Below are 22,124 nucleotides of genomic sequence, written 5' to 3'. Positions count from 1 at the left end.
GTTAGCCCTGCGATTGGGTCGCCACGGTGTCGAGCCAGACCAGCAGATCCTGCAACTGCCCATCGAGCCAAATTCGCGCGTCGTCCATCCATGCCACATAGGACGATAGGTAAGGATCGGCCTGCGGCAAGGATTGCGCAATCTGCGGCGCATAGACATAGACCGCCGCCAAAATGGCCGCCAAGGCGATCATCACGGTGAAGCCGCGCATGAACCCCCCGGATTTGCGCGGTCTTTCAGGGCGGTCGAGCGCGGCGGTGGGCGTTGGCCCTGCCTGCTGGCCCTGCGTGCGGTCGTGGCGCAGGGTTGAGTTGATCTCTTCGATATCGGGCAGCAGATCCCGGCGCGACGCGCTGCCGTAGGCGTCATTCTCGCGTTCGGGAACCGGCTCTCCGCGCATTTTGGCCATGCGCAGACGGGCCTCATGGGCGCGGCGGGCGTCTTCGTCCTCGGTCACGTGGTCATCTTCGGCGATGTCGGGACTGGGGGCTTGTTTGGGCGCGGGACGGGGCGCGTCGTCTAGACCGAGGTCCGGCTGGCTTTCCAACGGCTCTGACGGACGGCGACGGCGGGCTTCCTGCTCGGCCGCGGCCTCCTGACGCAGGATTTCCGCGATCGCAGGGTCGAGCGAGCGTCTGACAGGCGCGGCGGCGGAGGCCGGGCGCGCGTTTTCCTCCTCCGGCGCGAAGGCAGCGTTTTCGAAGGCGTCGGTATCAGAAGCGTCGATTTCGAAGTCGTCTTCTTCAAATGCGCCCTCTTCAAATCCGTCGTCCTCGTAATCCTCATCCCCGAAGGGCTGGAGATCAGGCAGGCTATTGGCCGCAGACTGCTCTTCGCCGGTGTCATCCGACGCGCGTTGCTTCATATGCATCACGTCGTCATCGAAATCCGGGTCGTCGAATTCACTGTCGTCCTGTTCGGGCGCATTGTCGGGATGATGCTGAAACCACGTCTGCCCGCAGTTGGAACATTGCACGTCACGCCCTGCCACCGGCATCACCTCATCGGGGACTTCGTATTGCGCGTCGCAGTTGGGGCAGATCAGCCGCATGGTCATTCCTGGGTTCGTTCGGTGCTCTCGGATCGTAACGGACAGCATATGTCCTAGAATAACGTAGGAAAAGTGATATCTGGGCAGGGTGCTGGGGTTCTGAGTGATTGAATCCTTTCCGATGCTGAGGCACAACAGGTCGAAGTGTTTTAAGGTGGTTGCGTGATAGAGCTCGAAAATGTGGCCTACAGCTATGGCGGGGGCGAATTGCTGTCCGACATCACGCTGAAACTCGCCCCCGGATCGTTCCATTTCCTCACCGGCCCCTCGGGCGCGGGCAAGACCACCTTGATGAAGCTCTGCTACGGGGCCTTGCTGCCCACGGCGGGACATCTGCGGATTTTCGGCACCGATGTGCGCGGGCTGGGCCGAGATGACATCGCACTGATGCGCCGCCGGGTTGGCGTGGTGCATCAGGACGTGAAATTCCTCGACCATCTGCCGTTGAGCGAGAATATCGCCCTGCCGCTGAACGTCTCTGGCCGTCAGGCCGAGGCGGGGGGCACCGATCTGGAAGAGCTGATGTCATGGGTCGGGCTCACCAACCGCGCCGACGCCCTGCCGCCTGAGCTGTCGGGCGGGGAGCGGCAGCGGGCCGCCCTTGCCCGCGCGGTGATCATGTCGCCCGATGTGATCTTGGCGGATGAGCCAACGGGCAACATCGATTGGGAGATGTCGCAACGGTTGCTCCGCCTGTTGATCGAGTTGAACCGCATGGGCAAGACCGTGTTGATCGCCACCCATGATCTGGGCCTGATCCGCGCCACCAAAGCGCATGTGCAGGCCCGCGTGCTGCGGATCGCCAACCGGCGCATTCAACTGGCGGGGGCGGATTTGTGAAGCGGTTCGACATGGGCGCGCTGCGCGCGATTTTCAAAGGCGACAGGCAAGCGGATCGCGTGGTGCCGCCCTCGGGGTTCACGGCGCAGCTGACGTTGTTTGCGGCGGGCGCAATGGCCTTTCTCGCGGTATTCGCCCTGGCGCTGTCGCTTGCTTCTGGCCGGTTGGCGCAGGTCTGGGGGCAGGAGTTGACGCAGTCGGCGACGGTGCGCATCGTGGCTCCGCTGGACCAACGCGCGGCCCAGACTGAGGCCGCGTTGAAGGTGTTGCAGACGACCAAGGGCGTCGCCTCGGCCCGTGCGCTGACGGATGCGGAGCAGGAAGAGTTGCTCTCCCCGTGGTTTGGCCCTGAACTGGCGATGGAGAGCCTGCCGGTGCCGCGCTTGATCGAAGTGGTTGAGGAAGGCGAGGGGCTGGACCCGGTGGGCCTGCGCCTGCGTCTCTCTGCCGAGGTGCCGGGCGCGGTGCTGGATGACCACAGCCGCTGGCGCGCGCCGTTGGTTGCGGCGGCAAGCCGGTTGCGCCTGTTGGGCTGGATTTCGACCCTGCTGATCGGGGCTGCGGTGGCGGCCATGGTGACGCTGGCCGCGCAGGCGGCCCTTGCGGCGAATGCGCAGGTGATCGCGGTGCTGCGGCTGGTGGGGGCGACCGATGACTATATCGCCCGAGCCTTCATTCGGCGCTTTACCCTGCGCGCGCTGTTGGGTGCGGCGGCGGGCACGGCGCTTGGTATGGTGGCGGTCGTTCTGTTGCCCGATGCCGGCGAGGCGGGCGGCTTTTTGACCGGCTTGGGCTTTCGCGGCTGGCACTGGGTGGTGCCCCTTCTGGTGCCGATCTTGGTCGGGGCGGTGGCCTTTGCCGCAACCGGGGCAGCCGCGCGGCGTACATTGAGGGAACTGACATGAAGCTGCTGCAATGGGTCCGGTCGATCCTCTATATCGTGCAGGTGACCGTGGCGATGCCGGTGCTCGGGTTGGCCTTTGCGCCTTGGGCGATATTTTCGAAACGCGGGGCCTATCGGGCCTGCAAGACCTATGCCGCTTGGGTCATGTGGTCGGCCCGCTGGCTGATCGGCCTACGCTGCGAAGTGCGTGGTACGGTGCCGGATGGCGAGGTTTTGGTGGCCGCAAAACACCAATCGTTTCTGGATATCTTGATGATCTTTCACGCTCTGCCGCGTGCAAAATTCATTATGAAACGTGAGGTGCTTTGGACCCCGGTGATTGGCCAATACGCCAAACGGATGGGTATGATTGCCGTCAACCGTGGCAAACGCGGGCAGGCGATCACCAAGATGATGGCCGACGTGAACGCCGGTCGGGTCGAGCCGGGGCAGTTGGTGATCTATTCCCAAGGCACCCGCGTGGCACCGGGCCTCAGCGCGCCCTACAAGGTTGGTACGGCGGTGCTTTACGACCAGATGGGGCAGGTTTGCGTGCCGGTAGCGACTAATGCGGGCCACTTCTGGCCACGCCGGGGGCTGTACCGCAAACCGGGTTTGGCGGTGGTCGAGTTTCTTGAGCCGATTGAGCCGGGGCTGGATAAGCGAAGCTTTATGGCGCGGTTGGAAGAAGAGGTCGAGAGCCGTTCGAACGCCTTGCTGCATGAGGCTGGGTGGCGGCCTGTGGTCACGGCTTAATGCTTTCGGCATGATCTGCGCCTTCTAAGCTGCTGCCCTTTGTTATCTACTAGCACAGGTAGAACCACCGCCGAAGCCAATGCTTCGCGGGCTATCGTTATTTTATACTGGGAAGCCGTTAAAGTGGCGGCGCCGCCTTGGGGAGGTGGAAAAGACAGGCGTCACCCTGCATGTCTCTACGTATCGACATGACCCGCGAAGGGCCTCGTCTTCCGTGTGTGTCGCGACGGGAGAGGTTGTAGAGCAGGGGTGTTAACGCCTGATGCGCTCGCCGCGCGCACCCTGCGCAACGAAAAAGGGCGGACCCTTTGGCCCGCCCCCTCGGTCTTACATGTGGATCGGCCCGTCGCCGCAGGCCAGTGCGGCTTCGCGCACGGCTTCGGAATAGGTCGGGTGCGCGTGGCAGGTCATGGCCAGATCCTGTGCCGAGGCGCCGAATTCCATCGCCACGCAGACCTCGTGGATCAGGTCGCCCGCGCCGGGGCCGATGATGTGGCAGCCGAGGATGCGGTCGGTTTCCTTGTCGGCGATCAGCTTGACGAAACCGTCACCGGCAAAGACTGCCTTGGCCCGCGCGTTGCCCATGAAGGAGAACTTTCCGACTTTGTACTCGCGGCCCGCTTCCTTGAGCGTCGCCTCGGTTTCGCCGACGCTGGCGACCTCGGGGTGGGTGTAGATCACGCCGGGGATCACGCCGTAGTTCACGTGGCCATGTTTGCCCGCGATCACCTCGGCGGCGGCCATGCCTTCGTCCTCGGCTTTGTGGGCCAACATCGGGCCCTCGATCACGTCGCCGATGGCATAGACGCCTTTGACGGAGGTCTTCCAATGCTCGTTCACGGCGATCTGGCCGCGCTCGGTCATCTTGATGCCGAGATCGTCCAGCCCCATGCCTTTGATGACCGGCTTGCGGCCCGTGGCGACGAGAACGGTATCGGCCTCAATCTCATGCTCGCTGTCGTCTTTGCGCAGCTTGTAGCTGACCGTGGCTTTGCCCTTGGCGACTTCGGTCTTTTGCACGGCGGCGCCCATGACGAAGTTGATGCCCTGCTTTTTCAGCATCCGCTGGAAGGTTTTTTGCACCTCGGGGTCCATGCCCGGAGTGATCGCATCAAGGAATTCAACCACGGTGATCTCGGTCCCCAGACGCGCGTAGACGCTGCCCAGTTCCAGCCCGATGACGCCCGCGCCGATCACGACCATCTTCTTGGGAATTTTGCCCAGTTCCAGCGCGCCGGTGGAGGTCACGACGGTTTTCTCGTCAACCTCGACGCCGGGCAGGCCCGCAGGCTCGGAACCGCTGGCGATAATGATGTTCTTGGCCTCATGGACCTCATCGCCGACCTTGACCTTACCCGCCTCGGGGATCGAACCCCACCCCTTGAGCCAGTCGATCTTGTTCTTTTTGAACAGGAATTCGATGCCCTTGGTGTTGGTCTCGATGGTCTTGTCTTTGTAGGTCAGCATCTGCTTCCAATCGACGGTCGGCGCTTTGGCCTTCAGACCCATCTCTTCGAAGTTATGCTCGGCCTCATGCAGCATATGCGTGGCGTGCAGCAGGGCCTTGGAGGGGATGCAACCCACGTTGAGGCAGGTGCCGCCGAGGGTCTCGCGGCCCTCGACACAGGCGGTTTTCAGGCCCAGTTGCGCGCAACGGATGGCGGCGACATAGCCGCCGGGGCCGGAGCCGATCACGATGACATCATAGCTCGACATGGGGGGTCTCCTTAGCAGTCGGGTGTTACAGGCAAGGTAGGAGGCGCGGTTTTCAGGTGCAAGCGCCGCTGCCTGCGGGTGTGGGGGAAAGGGTTAAATGAGGGCCGCCAGCAGCATCAGCATGGTCGCAGCAAAGCCGATGACCCAGATGAGCGACCGATGCGGGCGCAGGCCGAGCGCATAGGCGGGAACATAGAGCACGCGGGCGATGAGATAGACCCAAGCGCAGGCGGCGGTGAAAGCGGTGTTCTGCGCCGACATCTGCACCACGCCCACGGCGATGCCGAACAGGATCAGCCCCTCGAAGTGGTTGTCCAGCGCGCGGCCCAGACGGGCGGTACGGTCCGACAGCTTGCGGCTCGGCTCGCGGTCGCGGGCCGACATGGTATAGCCGGGGCCGATCTCGCGGTTTGCGGGGACGGCGTAGAGCACGAATTGCAGCCCTTGCAGCAAGGCCGCGAGGGTCAGGACGGTGAGTTCGACGCTCATGCGGATTTCACGAAATAGGCGGTGGAGCCGGTCACGGTGCCCTTGTCATCGCTGCTGAGCGCGTTGGAGCGGGCGAGCCAGACGTCGGCCTTCTTACGGTCATTCATGTCCAGCAGGACGGAAGCCTTGCTGTTGCTGTCGGCGTGTTTCCAGATTTGCAGCACCGAAAGCCCCGCGTTGCGCCGCGCCTCGGCATCGGCGTCAAAGGCGTCTTTCCAAGCGGCGAAGTCGGTGACGTCGAAGTGGCAGATCATCTGCATGGGAATGCCTTTCAAAGCGCGTGGAAATAGAGAACGGCGGTGGCGGCATAGCCCGCGAGCCATGCCAGTGTGCGGATCGTCGGCACGCCAAGGGCGTAGACGATGACGTAGATAATGCGTGCGAGCAGGAAGACCTGCGCGGCCAGCAGCGTGGCGCTGTTGTTCCGGCCCAGCATCTCGATCAGCAGCACGGCAGGCGCGAAAAGCGCCATGGCCACGACGGAGTTATCAACCGCGCGGCCCAGACGGGCCGTCATGCCGGTGGTGGTCCGCGTCTCATCCCGCGAGGACATCAGGTAGCCCATCGACAACTGCCGGGTGGCGCCCAGCACTTGCAGGAGGATCGTCAGCATGACCAGAAGGCCATAGGCGGCGAGGAGGGTGGTTTCGGTCATGGTCTGTATCCTTCGGTAGCTTTCGTTGAAGATAAGAGATCGGCATATGCCGCGATCATTTCGTCAACCGTTCCCAGAATTCCTTTGGCATAAGTCCAGAAAATTAGTGGACCCCCAATGGTTGTAGCTAACGCAAGAACTGCTCTCAACAGATTACATTCAAAGAGCGAAATTGCCAAAGAGAACAGGCCTCCCAGTAAAGCTAAAAGGCCAATACCTTCGAGAAGTTCTGCCCATTCGATCATTCTCATTGACTGAGTCGTAAGCAGGTCATTGTTTTGAAAGGCAAGCTTGGCGTACCGCTTTGCTAAGTGCTTCTGGCTTTCAGTGTCAGAACCTCTTCTTATGCGAAAGCCGCCAAGTATGAAAATTTCGCCAAAGAGGTATGCCACAAAGAGAGCTAGCAAACTTATTGCGGCGAGGGCCGTTGATGGCAACATCGAAAGAAAGGAAGCAAATTCCACCAACGGATCCGCTAATTCCGATGACGAGACTTCGTCATCGGAATGTTTTGCAAACACCGACGCTCCCCTTACCGCTATCATGACCAACAGAATAGCAGCACTGCCCCCTAGGCCTAAGACCGAGAATATTCTAGGCCAACGCGCAGGTACGCCGGTCAGCATATTTTTTACAGATCCATCAACAGGCGGCGGGGATCTTCGAGCATCTCTTTGACGCGGACGAGGAAGGTGACAGCGCCCTTGCCGTCGATGATCCGGTGGTCGTAGCTGAGCGAGATATACATCATTGGACGGATGACCACTTCGCCGTTGATCGCCATCGGGCGGTCCTGAATTTTCGCCATGCCGAGGATACCGGACTGTGGCGGGTTCAGGATCGGCGCGGTCATCAGCGAGCCGTAGACGCCGCCGTTGGAGATGGTGAAGGTGCCGCCGGTCATGTCGGCCATGGTCAGCTTGCCGTCACGGGCCTTTTTGCCCATGGCGTTCACGGCCTTTTCGATCTCGGCAAAGGACATCGCGTCGGCGTCTTTGATCACCGGCACCACAAGGCCCGTGGGCGTGCCTGCAGCGACACCCATGTGGACGTAGTTCTTGTAGATGATGTCGGTGCCGTCGATCTCGGCGTTGACCTCGGGGATTTCCTTCAGCGCGTGACAGCAGGCCTTGGTGAAGAAGGACATGAAGCCCATGCGCACGCCGTGTTTCTTTTCGAAATCAGCCTTGTACGTGTTCCGCAGCGCCATGACCTCGGTCATGTCGACCTCGTTAAAGGTCGTCAGGATCGCGGCGGTGTTCTGGGCCTCTTTCAAACGGCGCGCCATGGTCTGCTTGAGACGGGTCATCTTGACCCGCTCTTCGCGCGACGCATCGTCGGGGGCGGAAGCGGGCCGCGGTGCGGCGGGCTTGGCCTCGGCCTTGGGCGCGGCAGAGGTGCCAGCGGCCACGGCTTTGGCCACGTCCTCCTTCATCACACGGCCATCGCGGCCCGAGCCTGTGACCTGATCGCGGCTGATGCCCGCTTCGGCCATCGCCTTTTTGGCGGAAGGCGCGTCTTCGACGTCTTTGCCGTCGGCGGGCTTGGTCTCAGGCGCAGCACCGGCACCGGATTTAGCGTCTTCGCCCTTGGGGGCCGCAGCGCCCGCGCCAGTGGTCAGAACGGCCAGCGTGGCTGAGGCTTCAACCGTGCTGCCTTCTTCGGCAAAGATTTCGGCCAAGACACCAGCGGCGGGTGCGGGGACTTCGACGCTGACTTTGTCGGTCTCCAACTCGCAGAGCATCTCATCGGCTTCGACCTTGTCGCCGACCTTTTTGAACCAAGTGCTTACGGTCGCTTCGGTTACGGACTCGCCCAAAGTAGGCACCTGTACGTCGATGCTTTCGCCTTCGCGGGCGGCGACTTCGGCGGCGCCTGCGTCGATGGCTTTGGGCGCATCGCCGCCACGGTCGGACTGGGAGGCGGCATCGGGGTCTTCTGCGGCTTCTTTGGCTTTGGGCGCGGCGGCAGAGCCGCTGTCACCTTCGCTGACATTGGCCAGCAGGGCGTCGACGCCGACGGTGTCACCCTCTTGAGCAACAATCTCGCTTAAGGTGCCAGCTACGGGGCTGGGCACTTCGACGGTGACCTTGTCGGTCTCCAACTCGCAGAGCATTTCATCCACCGCGACGGTATCGCCGGGTTTCTTGAACCATGTGGCAACGGTGGCTTCGGTGACGGATTCGCCCAGCGTGGGTACGCGTACTTCGCTTGTCATGGTCTTAGTTTCCTTTGATGGTCAGCGCCTCGTCGACGAGGGCGGCTTGTTGTGCTTTGTGCTGGCTGGCCAGACCCGTCGCGGGCGAGGCCGAAGTGGCGCGGCCCACATAGGAGGCGCGGCCGTGTTTCGCGTCGATGCGGCCCAGAACCCATTCGATGTTGGGCTCGATGAAGGACCATGCACCTTGGTTCTTGGGCTCTTCCTGACACCAGATCATCTCGGCCCCTTTGAAACGCTCCAACTCTCTGACCGCGGATTGCGCGGGGAAGGGATAGAACTGTTCGAACCGCAGGATGTAGACATCGTCGATGCCGCGGGCGTCACGCTCTTCCAGCAGGTCGTAATAGACCTTGCCCGAACACATCACGACGCGCTTGATCTTGTCATCTGCCAGCAGTTTGGTGTCGGAATTGCCTTTCTCGGCGTCATCCCAGAGCACGCGGTGGAAGCTGGAGCCGGTGGTGAAATCCTCGGCCTTGCTGACGGCCAGCTTGTGGCGCAGCAGCGACTTGGGGGTCATCAACATCAGCGGCTTGCGGTAGCTGCGGTGCAGCTGGCGGCGCAGGATGTGGAAGTAGTTGGCGGGCGTGGTGCAGTTCGCCACGATCCAGTTGTCGCCGCCGCACATGGTCAGGAAACGCTCCAGACGTGCAGAGGAGTGCTCAGGCCCCTGACCCTCATAGCCATGCGGCATCAGGCAAACGAGGCCCGACATGCGCAGCCATTTGCTTTCACCTGATGAGATGAACTGGTCAAACATGATCTGCGCGCCGTTGGCGAAGTCGCCAAACTGCGCTTCCCAGAGCGTCAGCGCATTCGGCTCGGCCAGCGAGTAGCCATATTCAAAGCCCAGCACCGCGTATTCGCTGAGCATGGAGTCGATGACTTCATACTCGGCCTGACCCTCGCGGATGTGGTTCAGCGGATAGTAGCGGTCTTCGTTGTCTTGGTTCACGAAAGCGGAGTGACGCTGGCTGAAGGTGCCGCGCGTGCTGTCCTGACCCGAGAGGCGCACTTTGTAGCCTTCGGTGAGCAAGGAACCAAAGGCCATCGCCTCAGCCGTGGCCCAGTCAAAGCCCTCACCCGTCTCGAACATCTGCTTTTTCGCTTCGAGCAGACGCCCGATGGTCTTGTGCAGCGGGAATTTGTCCGGCGCGGTGGTGATCGCCTTGCCGACGTCTTGCAGGGTTTCGGGCGCGATGGCCGTCTTGCCACGCTGGTAGGACTTCTTCTTTTTGTCCATGCCGGACCACTTGCCGTCCAGCCAGTCGGCCTTGTTCGGGCGATAGTCCTTACCGGCCTCGAACTCATCTCCCAGATGGTTCTGGAAGGCGGTCTTCATGTCTTCGATCTCACCCTCGGGGATCAGACCGTCGGCCACCAGACGTTGGGTATAGAGGCTGAGCGTGGTTTTCTGTTTCTTGACGCTCTTGTACATCACCGGGTTGGTAAACATCGGCTCGTCGCCTTCGTTGTGACCAAAGCGGCGGTAACAAAAGATGTCGATGACCACGTCTTTGTGGAACTTTTGACGGAACTCTGTCGCTACGCGGGCGGCGTGCACCACGGCTTCGGGGTCGTCGCCGTTGACGTGGAAGATCGGCGCCTCAACCACCAGCGCGTTGTCAGTGGGGTAGGGCGAGGAGCGCGAGAAATGCGGCGCGGTGGTGAAGCCGATCTGGTTGTTCACCACGATATGCATGGTGCCGCCGGTCTTGTGGCCTTTGAGACCCGAGAGCGCGAAACATTCCGCCACGACGCCTTGGCCCGCAAAGGCCGCGTCACCGTGTAGCAGGATCGGCATGACGGCGGTGCGGTCCTTGTCGTTCAGCTGGTCCTGCTTGGCGCGGACCTTGCCCAAAACCACGGGGTTCACCGCTTCGAGGTGGCTGGGGTTCGCGGTCAGCGACAGGTGAACCGAATTGCCGTCAAACTCACGGTCCGACGAGGCGCCGAGGTGGTATTTCACATCGCCCGAACCATCCACATCGTCAGGCTTAAAGCTGCCGCCTTGGAATTCGTTAAAGATCGCCCGGTAGGGCTTTTGCATCACATTGGCCAGCACCGAGAGGCGGCCCCGGTGCGGCATGCCGATGACGATGTCCTTGACGCCCAACTGGCCGCCGCGTTTGATGATCTGCTCCATCGCGGGAACAAGGCTTTCGCCGCCATCAAGGCCGAAGCGTTTGGTGCCCATGTATTTGACATGGAGGAACTTCTCAAAGCCCTCGGCTTCGACCAATTTGCTCAGGATCGCCTTGCGGCCTTCCTTGGTGAAGTGGATTTCCTTGCCGTAGCCTTCGATCCGTTCCTTCAGCCAACCGGCCTGCTCAGGGTCGGAGATATGCATGTATTGCAGCGCGAAGGTACCGCAGTAGGTGGAGCGCACGATGTCGACGATCTGCTTCATGGTGGCCACTTCGAGGCCTAGCACCTGATCGATGAAGATCGGGCGGTCCATGTCGGCATCGGTGAAACCGTAGGATTTCGGGTCAAGCTCGGGCTGGTTGCCAGTGTCGCGCATGCCCAGCGGGTCGAGATCGGCGGCCAAGTGGCCCCGGATGCGGTAGGCGCGGATCAGCATCAGCGCGCGGATGCTGTCGAGTACGGCTTGTTTGACCTGTGCGTCGGAAACCTCAACCCCCTTCTCGGCGGCTTTGGCCTTGATCTTGTCGCCCGCGGCCTGTGCTTCGGTCGGTTCGGGCCAAACGCCGGTCAGCGCGCCCATCACCTCGCTTTGGGGGGCGGGGGGCCAATCGGGCCGCGCCCAAGAGGGGCCAGCGGCCTCGGCCTGTGCGGTTTCGGCGTCATCGCCCATCGCCGCAAAAAACGTCTGCCATGCCTCGTCGACCGTGTTGGGGTCGTTGGCATAGCGGGCGTACATCGCCTCAAGATATTCCGCGTTTTCGCCTTCCATGAAGGAAGAGGCGTGGAACTGTTCGTTGGCGGGTTGGTCGGTCATTGGGTCACCTTTGTTCGGCGGGGCAGACGGGACAGGGTCAGAATCAGGGTCGGTCTATAGTCAGGCCCGGGGCGGGGGGCCATAGGTATTGAGGGCGGGGTCACAAGGTCAGCCAAGGCCGCCGGTTCGGGCGTTTGCCCAAGGGCCAGCGCCACGCGGGGGCGGGAGGGAATGAGCGCGGTCTGAATGTGCATCTTACCCTCCTTCACAAGCGGGCGGCGCCGGGTGGTTCTTTTCAAGACCCCGCAAAACGTAGTGCTTTGCAGAGTGGGTCAATGGGCGGGCCAAGGCCCGCCCGGCGGGCATCAGCCCTTGTCGATCGCTTCCTTGACCGCTTCGCCCAGCGTCGCGGGGCTGTCAGCCACAACGATACCGGCTTCCTTCATCGCTTCGATCTTGCTCTCCGCGTCGCCTTTACCACCGGCGACAATCGCGCCTGCGTGGCCCATGCGGCGGCCGGGAGGGGCCGTGCGGCCCGCGATGAAGCCAGCGGTGGGCTTCCAACGGCCTTTTTTCTTCTCATCGGCAAGGAACTGTGCCGCTTCTTCTTCGGCGGAGCCGCCGATTTCGCCGATCATGATGATCGACTGGGTCTCGGGGTCGGCAAGGAACATTTCCAGCACGTCGATATGCTCGGTCCCTTTGATGGGGTCGCCGCCGATGCCCACGGCAGAGGATTGGCCAAGGCCCATGTCGGTGGTCTGCTTGACCGCCTCATAAGTCAGCGTGCCCGAGCGCGATACAACGCCAACCGAGCCGCGGCGGTGGATGTGGCCCGGCATGATGCCGATTTTACAGGCGTCAGGCGTGATCACTCCAGGGCAGTTGGGGCCGATCAGGCGCGACTTGGAACCTTCGAGCGCGCGGGCGACGCGGGCCATGTCGAGCACCGGGATGCCTTCGGTGATGCAGACGATCAGCTCCATCTCGGCGTCGATCGCCTCAAGGATCGAGTCGGCGGCGAAGGGGGGCGGGACGTAGATCACGGAGGCGTTCGCCTCGGTCACATGCTTGGCTTCGTGCACGGAGTTAAAAACGGGCAGGTCGAGATGCGTCTGACCGCCTTTGCCGGGCGTGACGCCGCCAACCATCTTGGTGCCATAGGCGATGGCCTGTTCGGTGTGGAACGTCCCCTGCGAGCCGGTCAGACCCTGACAGATGACTTTGGTGTTTTCGTTGACTAGTACGGCCATGATTTCTTCCTTGGTCGGTGATATTTAATCCCGGGGGCGGGCCCCGGGGGCGTCAGACGCGGTGCGCCCGGTTGGTGGGATGCGCCGTGGTCAGCGAAGGGCCGGGCCACAGCAGGATGGCGGCGAGGAACATGACCGGGATGCCAAGCTCCCCGATCTCCTCGACGACGAAGGCGGTGCGTTCGGCATCGGCGCTGACCTCGATCCCCAAGGGGGCGAGTTTGCGGGCGATGCCGTCGAGCAGTTTGTAAGCGACGGTGAAACCGATCCCCATCAGGACGGCCCCGGCCCATGCACGGCCGTGCCAAAGGGCCGAGAGATAGGGCCGAGCGTGACGCCAGAGCATGAGGAAAATCGCGGTGACGATCGACGCAAGGATCAGGGCGGCGATCAGCCGTTCGGCCAGCGGGACGCCCTCACCGGTATATTGCCGGGCTTTGAAGAGACCGCGAGTGAAGAGGCTTTTGTCGAGGTCCAACTCGCGCGCCGCCATGACCGCCAGCACCAGCGGCAGATACCAGACCCGCAGCACTGCGCCGCGCAGCGTCCAGACCAGCGCCACAATGCAGAGCAGGTAGCCCACGACCGAAAGGTTTTCGTAAAAACCGCCTTCGGCCAGCAGGGTGGTTTGCGTGGCAACCGGGAGGGCGTTCACGACCACCATCTGCACGGCAAAAGCCACGATAAGGGCGAGGATCACCCACCAGCCGGTGCGAGAGGAGGAGAGCGCCCGCGTCATAGGCCCGCCTTTTGCGCAGCGCGGTCGCGCTTGGCCGCTTGGGGCATAAGGGGAGCGGACGACAGGACAGGCATCAGTAAAGCTGCTCATCTTGATCAGCCAGCAGATCCAGCAGTCGCAGGGTCAGCAGACCCGCGCCCATGATCATCAGGCTGCGCCCAATGGAGCCGGTGAGGTTCGACGGCAGGATCATCGCCAACCCGTTGCGCGACTTGCGCGCGGCGCGCCGCAGACCGCGGTCGCGGCGGTGATGGTTGGCAGGCTCAGGCAGACGCAGGGCATCGGGGTGCCATTGCCGGATCAGAATGCCGGCCCCCAATAGCGCAATGCCCGTCAAGACGGGGGAGGATTTGGGAGATTGATCCATACTGACCTCATTGCTCATCGGGGCATCATTGGGTGGGCGCGGCGCTGCGTCGTCGCATTTGCCCCTGCCGCACGGGGGCGGCAAGAACGGTGATATCGGCCACCCCCGACCGGCGCGAAAGCCGTGCGGGGATGGCCGGGGAAGGGCTTAGCCTTTGACCGCTTTCACGATCTTCTGTGCGCCATCTTTCAGGTCGTCGGCGGCGATGACATCAAGACCGGAGTTGTTAATGATCGCTTTGCCTTCTTCGACGTTGGTGCCCTCAAGGCGAACAACCAGCGGCACTTTCAGACCGACTTCTTTCACCGCAGCGACAACGCCCTCGGCGATGACGTCACAACGCATGATGCCGCCAAAGATGTTAACCAAGATGCCTTTGACGTTCTCGTCGGAGGTGATGATCTTGAAAGCTTCGGTGACTTTCTCTTTGGTCGCACCGCCGCCCACGTCGAGGAAGTTGGCAGGCTCGGCACCGTAGAGTTTGATGATGTCCATGGTCGCCATGGCAAGGCCCGCACCGTTCACCATGCAGCCGATTTCACCGTCGAGCGCGATGTAGTTCAGATCATACTTGGAGGCTTCGAGTTCCTTGGAGTCTTCCTCGGTCTCGTCGCGCAGGTTGGCAATGTCGGGCTGGCGGTACATGGCGTTGCCGTCAAAGCCGACTTTCGCGTCGAGCACTTTCAGGTCGTTGCCGGGCATGACGATCAGCGGGTTGATCTCAAGCATCTCCATGTCTTTGTCGACGAAGGCTTGGTAAAGCTGACCCATCAGTTTGACGCACTGTTTGACGGCTGTGCCTTCAAGACCCAGCGAAAAAGCGACGCGGCGGCCGTGGTAGGGCTGGTAGCCGGTGGCCGGATCGACAGAGAAGCTAAGGATTTTCTCAGGTGTCGCGTCGGCGACTTCTTCGATGTCCATGCCGCCTTCGGTGGAGCAGACAAAGGAGATGCGGCGGGTCTGGCGATCCACCAGCAGGGCGAGGTACAATTCGCGCTCAATGTCGGAGCCGTCTTCGATGTAGATGCGGTTGACCTGCTTGCCTGCGGGGCCGGTCTGGTGCGTGACCAGCGTTTTGCCCAGCATCTTTTTGGCTTCTTCAGCGGCTTCTTCCACGGATTTGGCAAGGCGCACACCGCCCTTTTCGCCAGCGGCGGCTTCTTTGAAGCTGCCTTTGCCGCGACCGCCTGCGTGGATCTGCGCTTTTACAACCCAAAGCGGTCCGTCCATTTCGCCGGCTGCGTTCTTGGCATCTTCTGCCTTCAGCACAACGCGGCCGTCGGAGACAGGGGCGCCATAGCTGCGCAGGAGGGCTTTTGCCTGATATTCGTGGATGTTCATGAAAACGGTCCCGTTTCTGTTCCAGTTGCCCCGTAGTATGGGGATGACTTTCGTTCCTGTAAGGGTTTTTTCGGAGAAAGCCGGGATTGACCAGCTAAAAATGCGTTTTGTGATCACACGATAAATACATGTGATCACAAATGCGCTCAACGGCTCCGAATCGGCTGATTTTTGCTTGTATTGCGGGGGATAGCTGGCCCGGCCAAAGGGGCGGGCCAGCGCTTTAGCGGGGCATGAGCGCCCAGTAATCGAGGTCAAGCAGAACCTCGGGGCGGTATTTGCCCGCCGCGTCACGCAGTTCGAACGGCGCGCCGCCTTTGGTCGCGACCAGCCGCAAACGCACAGCGCCAACACCGGGGGCTGAAGTCTCGGCCTTGTCGAGCACTTCGGACCAAGCGCGAATGGTATCACCGGCAAGGCAGGGGTTCGCATGCGCCCCGCCGTTCAGACCCACGACCATCTGCGCATTGGCCAGCCCGTTGAAGGACAGCGTCCGCGCCATTGAGATCACGTGACCGCCATAGATCAGCCGCGACCCATCCGGGCGGGCGGAGGTGTCGAAATGCACTTTGGCCGTGTTCTGCCACAGGCGCGTGGCCATCATGTGCTCGGCCTCTTCGATCGTGACGCCGTCAACGTGGTCGATCTTTTCACCCACGGCGTAGTCGCCCCAGCGGTGCGGTTCTCCGGCTTGGGCGAAGTCGTAGTTGGAGAAGTCGAGGCCCTGCGGGATGTGCAATTGATCCACGGACAGGGCGTCGGGCAGATCGGGCACGATGGTCTCGGGCGCGGGGGCGTCGATATCGCCTTTGCGGACCATCACCCAGCGGACATAGTCGAGCACCTTTTCATCGTTTTGGTTCAGCCCCGTGGTGCGGACCCAGACAACTCCGGTCTTGCCGTTGGAGTTCTGCTTAAGGCCGATGACCTCGCTTTCCGCGCGCAGCGTGTCACCGGGCCAGACGGGCCGCAGCCAGCGGCCCTGGGCATAGCCCAGATTGGCCACTGCATTGAGCGAGACATCGGGCACGGTTTTCCCAAAAACGATGTGAAAGGCGATCATATCGTCGAGCGGGCTGGCCTTCAGCCCGCAGGACTGGGCGAAACTATCGGCAGAATAAAGCGCGTGCCGCGCGGGGTAGAGCGCGTGATAAAGCGCGCGTTCGCCCGCGCCGACGGTGCGGGGCACCGCGTGATGCAGCACCTCGCCCAGTTGGTAGTCTTCGAAAAAGCGGCCGCGGTTGGTCTTGCTCATCACTGCTCGCCCAGTTTGGTGTCGGGCGAATAGGTGCCGGGGGCGTCTTTCACCACCGCTTGGCCGCAGCGCATGACACCGGCCTTGTGGTCCCATGTCTGGGTCGGGGTGCCGTAAAGCTCCCAGCCTTTGTTCAGCGCGTCGGTGACCTTGTGGCAAAAGGCGGATGTGTCTTCTTCGGAGAGGAAGCGGTAAACTTTCATGGAAGGCTCCGGGATCAATGGGGGAAGGGGATAACGCCGAGCCATGTGTGAATGCCGGCGACGAGGACAAAGAGGATCGTGGAGATCACGATGAGACGGATATAGGTGGCGCGGCCTGCGTGGGGCGGGGGTGTCCAGCCCGGCTCGGCGCGGTTGATGAGGATCACCTCGCTCACCGCCCAGCCCAGCATGGTGCCAAAGAGCAGGATGGAGGCGAGATCACCGTTGACCAGTAGGTGTGCCGTGGCCCAGATTTTCACCGCCAGCAGTTGCGGGTGGCGGGTTTTATAGGCGGGCCAGGCCTTGGCCCCCTTGGCGGCGCTGGAGCCGAAGACCCAGAAGGCCAGCAGCATCAGAAGGTTGTTAAGGTGCGTCAGGAAGCTCGGCGGGTTCCAGACCGGAATGAACTCCGCCGCACGATAGCCCCAGATGATGAGAGCAAGCGCCACGACCAGTGCGGCGGCCACTGCGCCCCGGCCCGCGGTGCCCATCTGCGCCCGTTGGGCGGGCATCAGGCGTTTGAAAAGATGGGCACCGATCCAGAGGATCAGACCGAGGATAAGGATTGTCATGGCGAGGGCTCCGGGCTCATGGCTGCAATTGCCGCCAGTTTTGCCAGTGTTTCGCGGGCGGTGGCAACATGGAGATTTTCCACGATCTTGCCATCGACAACGGCCACACCTTGGCCCGCCGCCTGTGCCTCTTCATAGGCGTCAATCTGACGGCGGGCGAGGGCGGCTTCGTCTTCCGACGGGGTGAAGGCCGCGTTAGCGATGTCGAGTTGGGCGGGGTGGATCAGCGTTTTACCGTCAAAGCCCATGTCGCGGCCCTGTTGGCATTCGGCTTGCAACCCGTCGTCATCCTTAAAGGCGTTATACACCCCATCGATGATTGCCACGCTATGCGCCTTGGCGGCCAGCAGGCAAAGGCCAAGCCCAGTGATCAGCGGCAGGCGGTCGGGGCGGAAGCGGGTTTGCAGGTCTTTCGCCAGATCGTTGGTGCCCATGACCATGGCCTGCAACTGGCGGTGTCCGGCGATGGCGGCGGCGTTAAGCATGGCGCCGGGGGTTTCCATCATCGCCCAGAGCGGGATGTCGCCCACAATCTCGGTCAGCGCTTCGAGATCGGCGGGGGATCCGACCTTGGGCAAGAGAATCGCGTCGGGCTTCATCGCGGCGGCGGCACGGGCGTCATCGACGCCCCATTCGGTGTCCAGCCCATTGATCCGCACCACCCGCATCCGCGCGCCGTAGCCGCCTGTGGCAAGCGCCTCGGCCAGCGTCTCACGGGCGGCGACCTTTTCGTCGGGGGAGACGGCATCTTCGAGGTCGAAAATCACCGCGTCGCAGGCCAACCCCCGCGCTTTGTTGAGCGCGCGGGGCTTGGAGCCGGGGATGTAGAGAACGGAACGCAGCGGGCGGGTTGTGGCGGTCATGTAAGGCTCCTCGGGCAGGGCGGCGCATTGACCGCCTAACATTGTTGCGCACAGAGGGGCATTTTTGTGCGAAAACTTCAAGGCAAAATATGCCGCAATGCAGCGAACCCGTTGCGCTGTTTTGCGGGCGGCAGATTAACCAGTCCTTCAGGCTTGAGGCGCAGTCTCTTGCGCATCGCATCTGCTGCACCCTTTTTGCAAAGCGGATGCAGTCATTTCAACCAAGGCTGCCTAAGGGCCGGTGCGAAAGACGCGCATTGTCATCCCCAAGGGTCACGCCTTTTGATGCAAAGGCAGATGCTATGTCAGGTTTTGTTAAATTTATCCACCTCGCGGCGCTCACCGCCGCCTCTGCAATCGTACTGGCCACGACAACAGAGGCGCAGACCCCGCGCAACTGCGCGCCGCGCGATCATGTGGTGCTGCGGCTGGCCGATGGTTATGGGGAAACGCGCCAGTCGATGGGGCTCGGCGGCGACAACGCGGTGATGGAGGTTTTCGCGTCAGATCAAACGGGCAGCTGGACGATCACGGTGACCGGGGTCAATGGGATCACCTGTCTGGTCGCCTCGGGGCAGGGGTTTGAGGCATTGGCCGAAGCATTGCCTGCCAAGGGCGAAGACGCCTGAAAAGGGCGATATTGACTGAATGCACGGGCGGCCATTGGCCGCCTTTCCTGTATCCGGGCCAAGGTGGCGCGATCTATTTATTTGCGTGGCAGTGGAACTGGATAGGGCCATCCGGGTTGTGGTTCCAGAAGAGCAATTAACGCTCAATTTTGGAAGGAGTACTACAATGAAACGTTTTCTGAGCACCACAGCCATCGTACTGACAATGACCGGCGCAGCCTTTGCGGAAGCGCATTCCGAAGGCTTTGGCAACGTTGCTGTTGAACAAACAGACTTCCTTGCATCCGACCTGATCGGCATGCGCATTTACAACTCTGAAGCCGAAGTCGATGCGGCCACCCCCGTTGCCAATGGCGCAGAGCAGGAATGGGATGACATCGGCGAGATCAACGACATCATCGTGTCGAAAGACGGCGAAGTGACTGCCGTTATCCTCGGCATCGGCGGTTTCCTTGGGCTGGGCGAACGTGACGTTTCCATCTCCATGGACAAGATTCGCATCCTGAACGACGAAGACGGCGACCGTTTCCTCGTTGTGAACACCTCGAAAGAGATGTTGGAGCAAGCGCCTGAATTCGAACGCCCCATGATGGACGGCGAAGCGATGGAAGGCGAGGCGATGACCGAGACTGACGACAACGTCACCGTCGTCACCAACGGCGAAACCGAAACCGAGGAAATGGCCAACGAAGTAGAGGCCGAGACCGAGGAAATGGTTCAAGATACCGAGAACGCGGCCGAGAACCTTGAAGCCGAAACCGAAGAGATGGCCAACGAAGTAGAGGCCGAATCCGAGGAGATGGAGCAAGAAGCCGAAACCATGATGGAGAACGCCGAAGCCGAGACAGAAGAAGCTGTCAACGAAGCGGAAGCCAACACCACCGTGATCACAGGCGACGAAACTGTTGAGCGTGAACTGCTGCCGCGCCCCGAGGTTGAGCGTGAAGGCTATGCCGCTGCCGAAGCGGACATGATCCAGCAGATGAGCGCTGACGACCTCGAAGGTTCCTATGTCTATGGTGCCAACGACGAAACCGTGGGTGAGATCGACACTCTGCTGATCGGCGACAACGGCCAGATCGACCGTGTTGTCATCAACGTCGGCGGTTTCCTTGGTCTGGGCGAAAAGCCAGTAGCCGTGACATTTGACGAACTGCAGGTTCTGAAAAACGTAGAAGGTGATGATGTACGTATCTACATCGACAGCACCGAAGAGCGTCTGGAATCGCAGCCTGAGTACCAAGGCGACTAATCTTTCGCCTTAAGTTTCAGCAATTGGCCGCCCCACGGGGCGGCCTTTTTCGTGGCAAGGGCGGGGGTTAGCCGCTATTCAATGCTGCAACTTGCACGGGACCGTGCATTTCGGTATCTCCGGCGCAAATGAAACCTCTGTCGGAGACATGACCATGGCCAGACCCAAGATCGCGCTTATTGGCGCGGGGCAAATCGGCGGCACTCTCGCCCATCTCGCAGCGTTGAAGGAATTGGGCGATGTCGTCCTTTTTGACATTGCCGAGGGCACACCCGAGGGCAAAGCTCTCGATATCGCGTCGTCGGGCCCTTCAGGCAAGTTCGACGCCACCTTGTCGGGCACCCAAGATTACGCCGACATCGCAGGCGCGGATGTCTGTATCGTCACCGCCGGTGTTGCACGCAAGCCGGGCATGAGCCGCGATGACCTGCTGGGCATCAACCTCAAGGTTATGAAATCCGTGGGCGAGGGCATTGCCAAACACGCGCCGGACGCTTTCGTGATCTGCATCACCAACCCGCTTGATGCGATGGTCTGGGCGCTGCGTGAATTCTCCGGTCTGCCACACAACAAGGTTTGCGGCATGGCAGGCGTGCTCGATTCCGCGCGTTTCCGTCACTTCCTTGCGACCGAGTTCAACGTGTCGATGAAAGACGTCACTGCCTTCGTTCTGGGCGGCCACGGCGACACAATGGTGCCGCTGGTGCGCTACTCCACCGTTGCAGGCATTCCGCTGCCCGATCTGGTCAAGATGGGCTGGACCACGCAGGACAAACTTGACGCGATCGTGCAGCGCACCCGTGATGGTGGCGCCGAGATCGTTGGCCTGCTGAAGACCGGGTCGGCCTTCTATGCGCCTGCGACTTCCGCCATTGAGATGGCCGAAGCTTATCTCAAAGACCAAAAGCGCGTGCTGCCCGCAGCGGCGCATGTCGATGGTGCCTATGGTCTCAACGGCTTTTACGTCGGCGTGCCCACCGTGATCGGTGCTGGCGGTGTCGAGCGCGTCGTCGAGATTTCGATGAACAAAGACGAGCAGGCGATGTTCGACAACTCCGTCAACGCGGTCAAAGGTCTGGTTGAAGCCTGCAAAGGCATCGACGAGAGCCTCGCGTAAGCGCCAGAGCATCCCAACTGGAAAGCGCGTCCCTAGCGGGGCGCGCTTTTTCGTTCGGGGGGATGCTGGATTTGTGATCACACGATAATCTGCTGTGATCACAAAAGCGGGCAGGACCACATCAGTCTGCCATTTTTCCACCGAAACACTGGCCAAACCCCGCAGATTCCCCGCAGTTCCCCGTGACAGTCCTGTAAAAACCGCTATCAAGATGCAAAGCACAGGACAAAGGACCGCGCCATGGCCGATGTGAACCGGGGTAACCGCCCGCTTTCCCCGCATTTGACGATCTACCGCCCACAGTTGACCTCTATGACGTCGATTCTCACCCGGATCACCGGCAACGCGATGTTGATCACCGCGCTGTTGATCGTGTGGTGGTTCCTCGCTGCGGCGACCTCGGCGGAGTATTTCGATACCGTGAACGGGATCATGACCAGCTGGTTCGGTGATCTGGTGTTCACCCTGTCGCTCTTGGGGCTGTGGTATCACACGCTGGCCGGCATCCGGCACCTGATCTGGGACACGGGCCGCATGCTCGACGTGCCGACCGCGGAAAAGCTGGGCTGGACCGCGCTGATCGGGTCGGTCGTGCTGACCATCCTGACCATCATCATCGTTTGAGGAGCGACACCATGGCATACATGACAGATCGCAAACGCGCCCGTGGCCTTGGCTCGGCGAAAACCGGTACCGCGCATTTCTGGGCGATGAAAGTCTCCTCGCTGGCGCTTTTGGTGTTGATCCCGCTGTTCGTCTTTACCTTCGGCAGCGCGCTTGGTGGCACATATGAAGAGATCCTCGCCTATTACGCGCGGCCTTTCCCGGCCATCGTGGCGGCTCTGACGCTGATCGTGGGCTTCAAACATTTCAATGACGGCGTGCAGGTTTTGATCGAGGACTATGTCCACGGGCTGGCCAACAAGATTGCCCTCATCGTGATGACCATCATCAGCTACGGCGCAGCAGCGGTCGGCGTTTTCGCCATCGCCAAGCTCGCCCTGTAAACAATACGCCCAA

Annotated in this window: 25 protein-coding genes; 8 read left to right on the top strand and 17 right to left on the bottom strand. The window is 61.4% G+C overall.

The window, feature by feature from the left end:
- Position 1: 1 nt before the first annotated feature.
- A complete protein-coding gene (locus T8A63_RS13900; RefSeq protein WP_322344136.1) occupies positions 2–1,051 on the bottom strand; it encodes a zinc-ribbon domain-containing protein in 1,050 nt (349 codons plus the stop codon).
- 162 nt (positions 1,052–1,213) lie between these two features.
- Here T8A63_RS13900 and T8A63_RS13895 point away from each other — a divergent pair, with 162 nt between their 5' ends.
- From T8A63_RS13895 to T8A63_RS13885, 3 genes are read left to right on the top strand one after another with little or no spacing between them, the layout of a single operon-like run.
- Complete coding sequence (locus T8A63_RS13895; RefSeq protein WP_322344135.1) at positions 1,214–1,891, top strand: cell division ATP-binding protein FtsE; 678 nt, start codon at positions 1,214–1,216, stop codon at positions 1,889–1,891.
- Between the two features lie 11 nt (positions 1,892–1,902).
- A complete protein-coding gene (locus T8A63_RS13890) occupies positions 1,903–2,796 on the top strand; it encodes a cell division protein FtsX (RefSeq protein WP_322345738.1) in 894 nt (297 codons plus the stop codon).
- Complete coding sequence (locus T8A63_RS13885) at positions 2,793–3,530, top strand: lysophospholipid acyltransferase family protein (RefSeq protein ID WP_322344134.1); 738 nt, start codon at positions 2,793–2,795, stop codon at positions 3,528–3,530. The genes T8A63_RS13890 and T8A63_RS13885 overlap by 4 nt, the downstream gene beginning before the upstream one ends.
- A 327-nt stretch (positions 3,531–3,857) precedes the next feature.
- Here T8A63_RS13885 and lpdA read toward each other — a convergent pair whose 3' ends face one another.
- The 16 genes from lpdA to T8A63_RS13805 all read right to left on the bottom strand — a co-directional run bounded on the left by lpdA (position 3,858) and on the right by T8A63_RS13805 (position 18,106).
- On the bottom strand, positions 3,858–5,246 hold the full coding sequence (lpdA, locus tag T8A63_RS13880) for a dihydrolipoyl dehydrogenase (protein WP_322344133.1): 1,389 nt from the start codon (positions 5,244–5,246) through the stop codon (positions 3,858–3,860).
- A 93-nt stretch (positions 5,247–5,339) separates the two neighbouring features.
- Positions 5,340–5,735: an MAPEG family protein gene (locus tag T8A63_RS13875; RefSeq protein ID WP_322344132.1), complete on the bottom strand. Its 396-nt coding sequence runs from the start codon at positions 5,733–5,735 to the stop codon at positions 5,340–5,342.
- Positions 5,732–5,995 carry a hypothetical protein gene (locus T8A63_RS13870; protein ID WP_300054056.1) on the bottom strand — a complete coding sequence of 88 codons (264 nt, stop codon included), beginning with the start codon at positions 5,993–5,995 and terminating at the stop codon, positions 5,732–5,734. Before T8A63_RS13870 ends, T8A63_RS13875 begins: the two co-directional genes overlap by 4 nt.
- An 11-nt stretch (positions 5,996–6,006) precedes the next feature.
- Positions 6,007–6,390 carry an MAPEG family protein gene (locus T8A63_RS13865; RefSeq protein ID WP_067623194.1) on the bottom strand — a complete coding sequence of 128 codons (384 nt, stop codon included), beginning with the start codon at positions 6,388–6,390 and terminating at the stop codon, positions 6,007–6,009.
- Positions 6,387–6,911, bottom strand: coding sequence for a hypothetical protein (locus T8A63_RS13860; RefSeq protein ID WP_322344131.1), 525 nt, complete (start codon positions 6,909–6,911; stop codon positions 6,387–6,389). Before T8A63_RS13860 ends, T8A63_RS13865 begins: the two co-directional genes overlap by 4 nt.
- A gap of 110 nt (positions 6,912–7,021) precedes the next feature.
- Positions 7,022–8,608: a 2-oxoglutarate dehydrogenase complex dihydrolipoyllysine-residue succinyltransferase gene (odhB, locus tag T8A63_RS13855; RefSeq protein WP_300054059.1), complete on the bottom strand. Its 1,587-nt coding sequence runs from the start codon at positions 8,606–8,608 to the stop codon at positions 7,022–7,024.
- Between the two features lie 4 nt (positions 8,609–8,612).
- On the bottom strand, positions 8,613–11,573 hold the full coding sequence (locus T8A63_RS13850) for a 2-oxoglutarate dehydrogenase E1 component (protein WP_322344130.1): 2,961 nt from the start codon (positions 11,571–11,573) through the stop codon (positions 8,613–8,615).
- Entirely contained in the window at positions 11,570–11,767 is a 198-nt protein-coding gene (locus T8A63_RS13845; RefSeq protein ID WP_300054065.1) for a hypothetical protein, read from the bottom strand. The genes T8A63_RS13850 and T8A63_RS13845 overlap by 4 nt, the downstream gene beginning before the upstream one ends.
- Before the next feature lie 111 nt (positions 11,768–11,878).
- Positions 11,879–12,766 (bottom strand): succinate--CoA ligase subunit alpha, encoded by an 888-nt coding sequence (gene sucD / locus T8A63_RS13840; RefSeq protein WP_067630488.1) that lies wholly within the window; start codon positions 12,764–12,766, stop codon positions 11,879–11,881.
- Positions 12,767–12,818: 52 nt separating this feature from the next.
- Complete coding sequence (locus T8A63_RS13835; RefSeq protein WP_322344129.1) at positions 12,819–13,505, bottom strand: hypothetical protein; 687 nt, start codon at positions 13,503–13,505, stop codon at positions 12,819–12,821.
- A gap of 73 nt (positions 13,506–13,578) precedes the next feature.
- The gene (locus T8A63_RS13830) at positions 13,579–13,872 is read right to left on the bottom strand and encodes a hypothetical protein (protein WP_067630494.1); all 294 of its coding nucleotides are present in this window, start codon (positions 13,870–13,872) and stop codon (positions 13,579–13,581) included.
- 147 nt (positions 13,873–14,019) lie between these two features.
- On the bottom strand, positions 14,020–15,213 hold the full coding sequence (gene sucC / locus T8A63_RS13825; protein ID WP_322344128.1) for an ADP-forming succinate--CoA ligase subunit beta: 1,194 nt from the start codon (positions 15,211–15,213) through the stop codon (positions 14,020–14,022).
- Between the two features lie 223 nt (positions 15,214–15,436).
- On the bottom strand, positions 15,437–16,468 hold the full coding sequence (locus tag T8A63_RS13820) for a MaoC family dehydratase (RefSeq protein ID WP_067630479.1): 1,032 nt from the start codon (positions 16,466–16,468) through the stop codon (positions 15,437–15,439).
- Positions 16,468–16,671 (bottom strand): DUF1737 domain-containing protein, encoded by a 204-nt coding sequence (locus T8A63_RS13815; protein WP_067630476.1) that lies wholly within the window; start codon positions 16,669–16,671, stop codon positions 16,468–16,470. The genes T8A63_RS13820 and T8A63_RS13815 overlap by 1 nt, the downstream gene beginning before the upstream one ends.
- A gap of 14 nt (positions 16,672–16,685) precedes the next feature.
- Entirely contained in the window at positions 16,686–17,243 is a 558-nt protein-coding gene (locus T8A63_RS13810; protein WP_067940272.1) for an NnrU family protein, read from the bottom strand.
- Positions 17,240–18,106, bottom strand: a complete 867-nt coding sequence (locus tag T8A63_RS13805) for a CoA ester lyase (RefSeq protein WP_322344127.1) — start codon at positions 18,104–18,106, stop codon at positions 17,240–17,242. Before T8A63_RS13805 ends, T8A63_RS13810 begins: the two co-directional genes overlap by 4 nt.
- 302 nt (positions 18,107–18,408) lie before the next feature.
- Here T8A63_RS13805 and T8A63_RS13800 point away from each other — a divergent pair, with 302 nt between their 5' ends.
- From T8A63_RS13800 to sdhD, 5 genes are all read left to right on the top strand, one after another.
- A complete protein-coding gene (locus tag T8A63_RS13800; protein ID WP_067630467.1) occupies positions 18,409–18,735 on the top strand; it encodes a hypothetical protein in 327 nt (108 codons plus the stop codon).
- Positions 18,736–18,901: 166 nt separating this feature from the next.
- Positions 18,902–19,987: a PRC-barrel domain-containing protein gene (locus T8A63_RS13795; RefSeq protein WP_067630464.1), complete on the top strand. Its 1,086-nt coding sequence runs from the start codon at positions 18,902–18,904 to the stop codon at positions 19,985–19,987.
- A 154-nt stretch (positions 19,988–20,141) separates the two neighbouring features.
- Entirely contained in the window at positions 20,142–21,104 is a 963-nt protein-coding gene (gene mdh, locus T8A63_RS13790) for a malate dehydrogenase (protein ID WP_067630491.1), read from the top strand.
- A gap of 240 nt (positions 21,105–21,344) precedes the next feature.
- Entirely contained in the window at positions 21,345–21,728 is a 384-nt protein-coding gene (sdhC, locus tag T8A63_RS13785; protein WP_259948049.1) for a succinate dehydrogenase, cytochrome b556 subunit, read from the top strand.
- A gap of 11 nt (positions 21,729–21,739) precedes the next feature.
- The gene (gene sdhD / locus T8A63_RS13780; protein WP_067940260.1) at positions 21,740–22,111 is read left to right on the top strand and encodes a succinate dehydrogenase, hydrophobic membrane anchor protein; all 372 of its coding nucleotides are present in this window, start codon (positions 21,740–21,742) and stop codon (positions 22,109–22,111) included.
- Positions 22,112–22,124: the final 13 nt, after the last annotated feature.

It is taken from the genome of Sulfitobacter sp. OXR-159 (assembly GCF_034377145.1).
Classification (GTDB): domain Bacteria; phylum Pseudomonadota; class Alphaproteobacteria; order Rhodobacterales; family Rhodobacteraceae; genus Sulfitobacter.
This window is presented reverse-complemented; position numbering and strand designations above follow the sequence as displayed.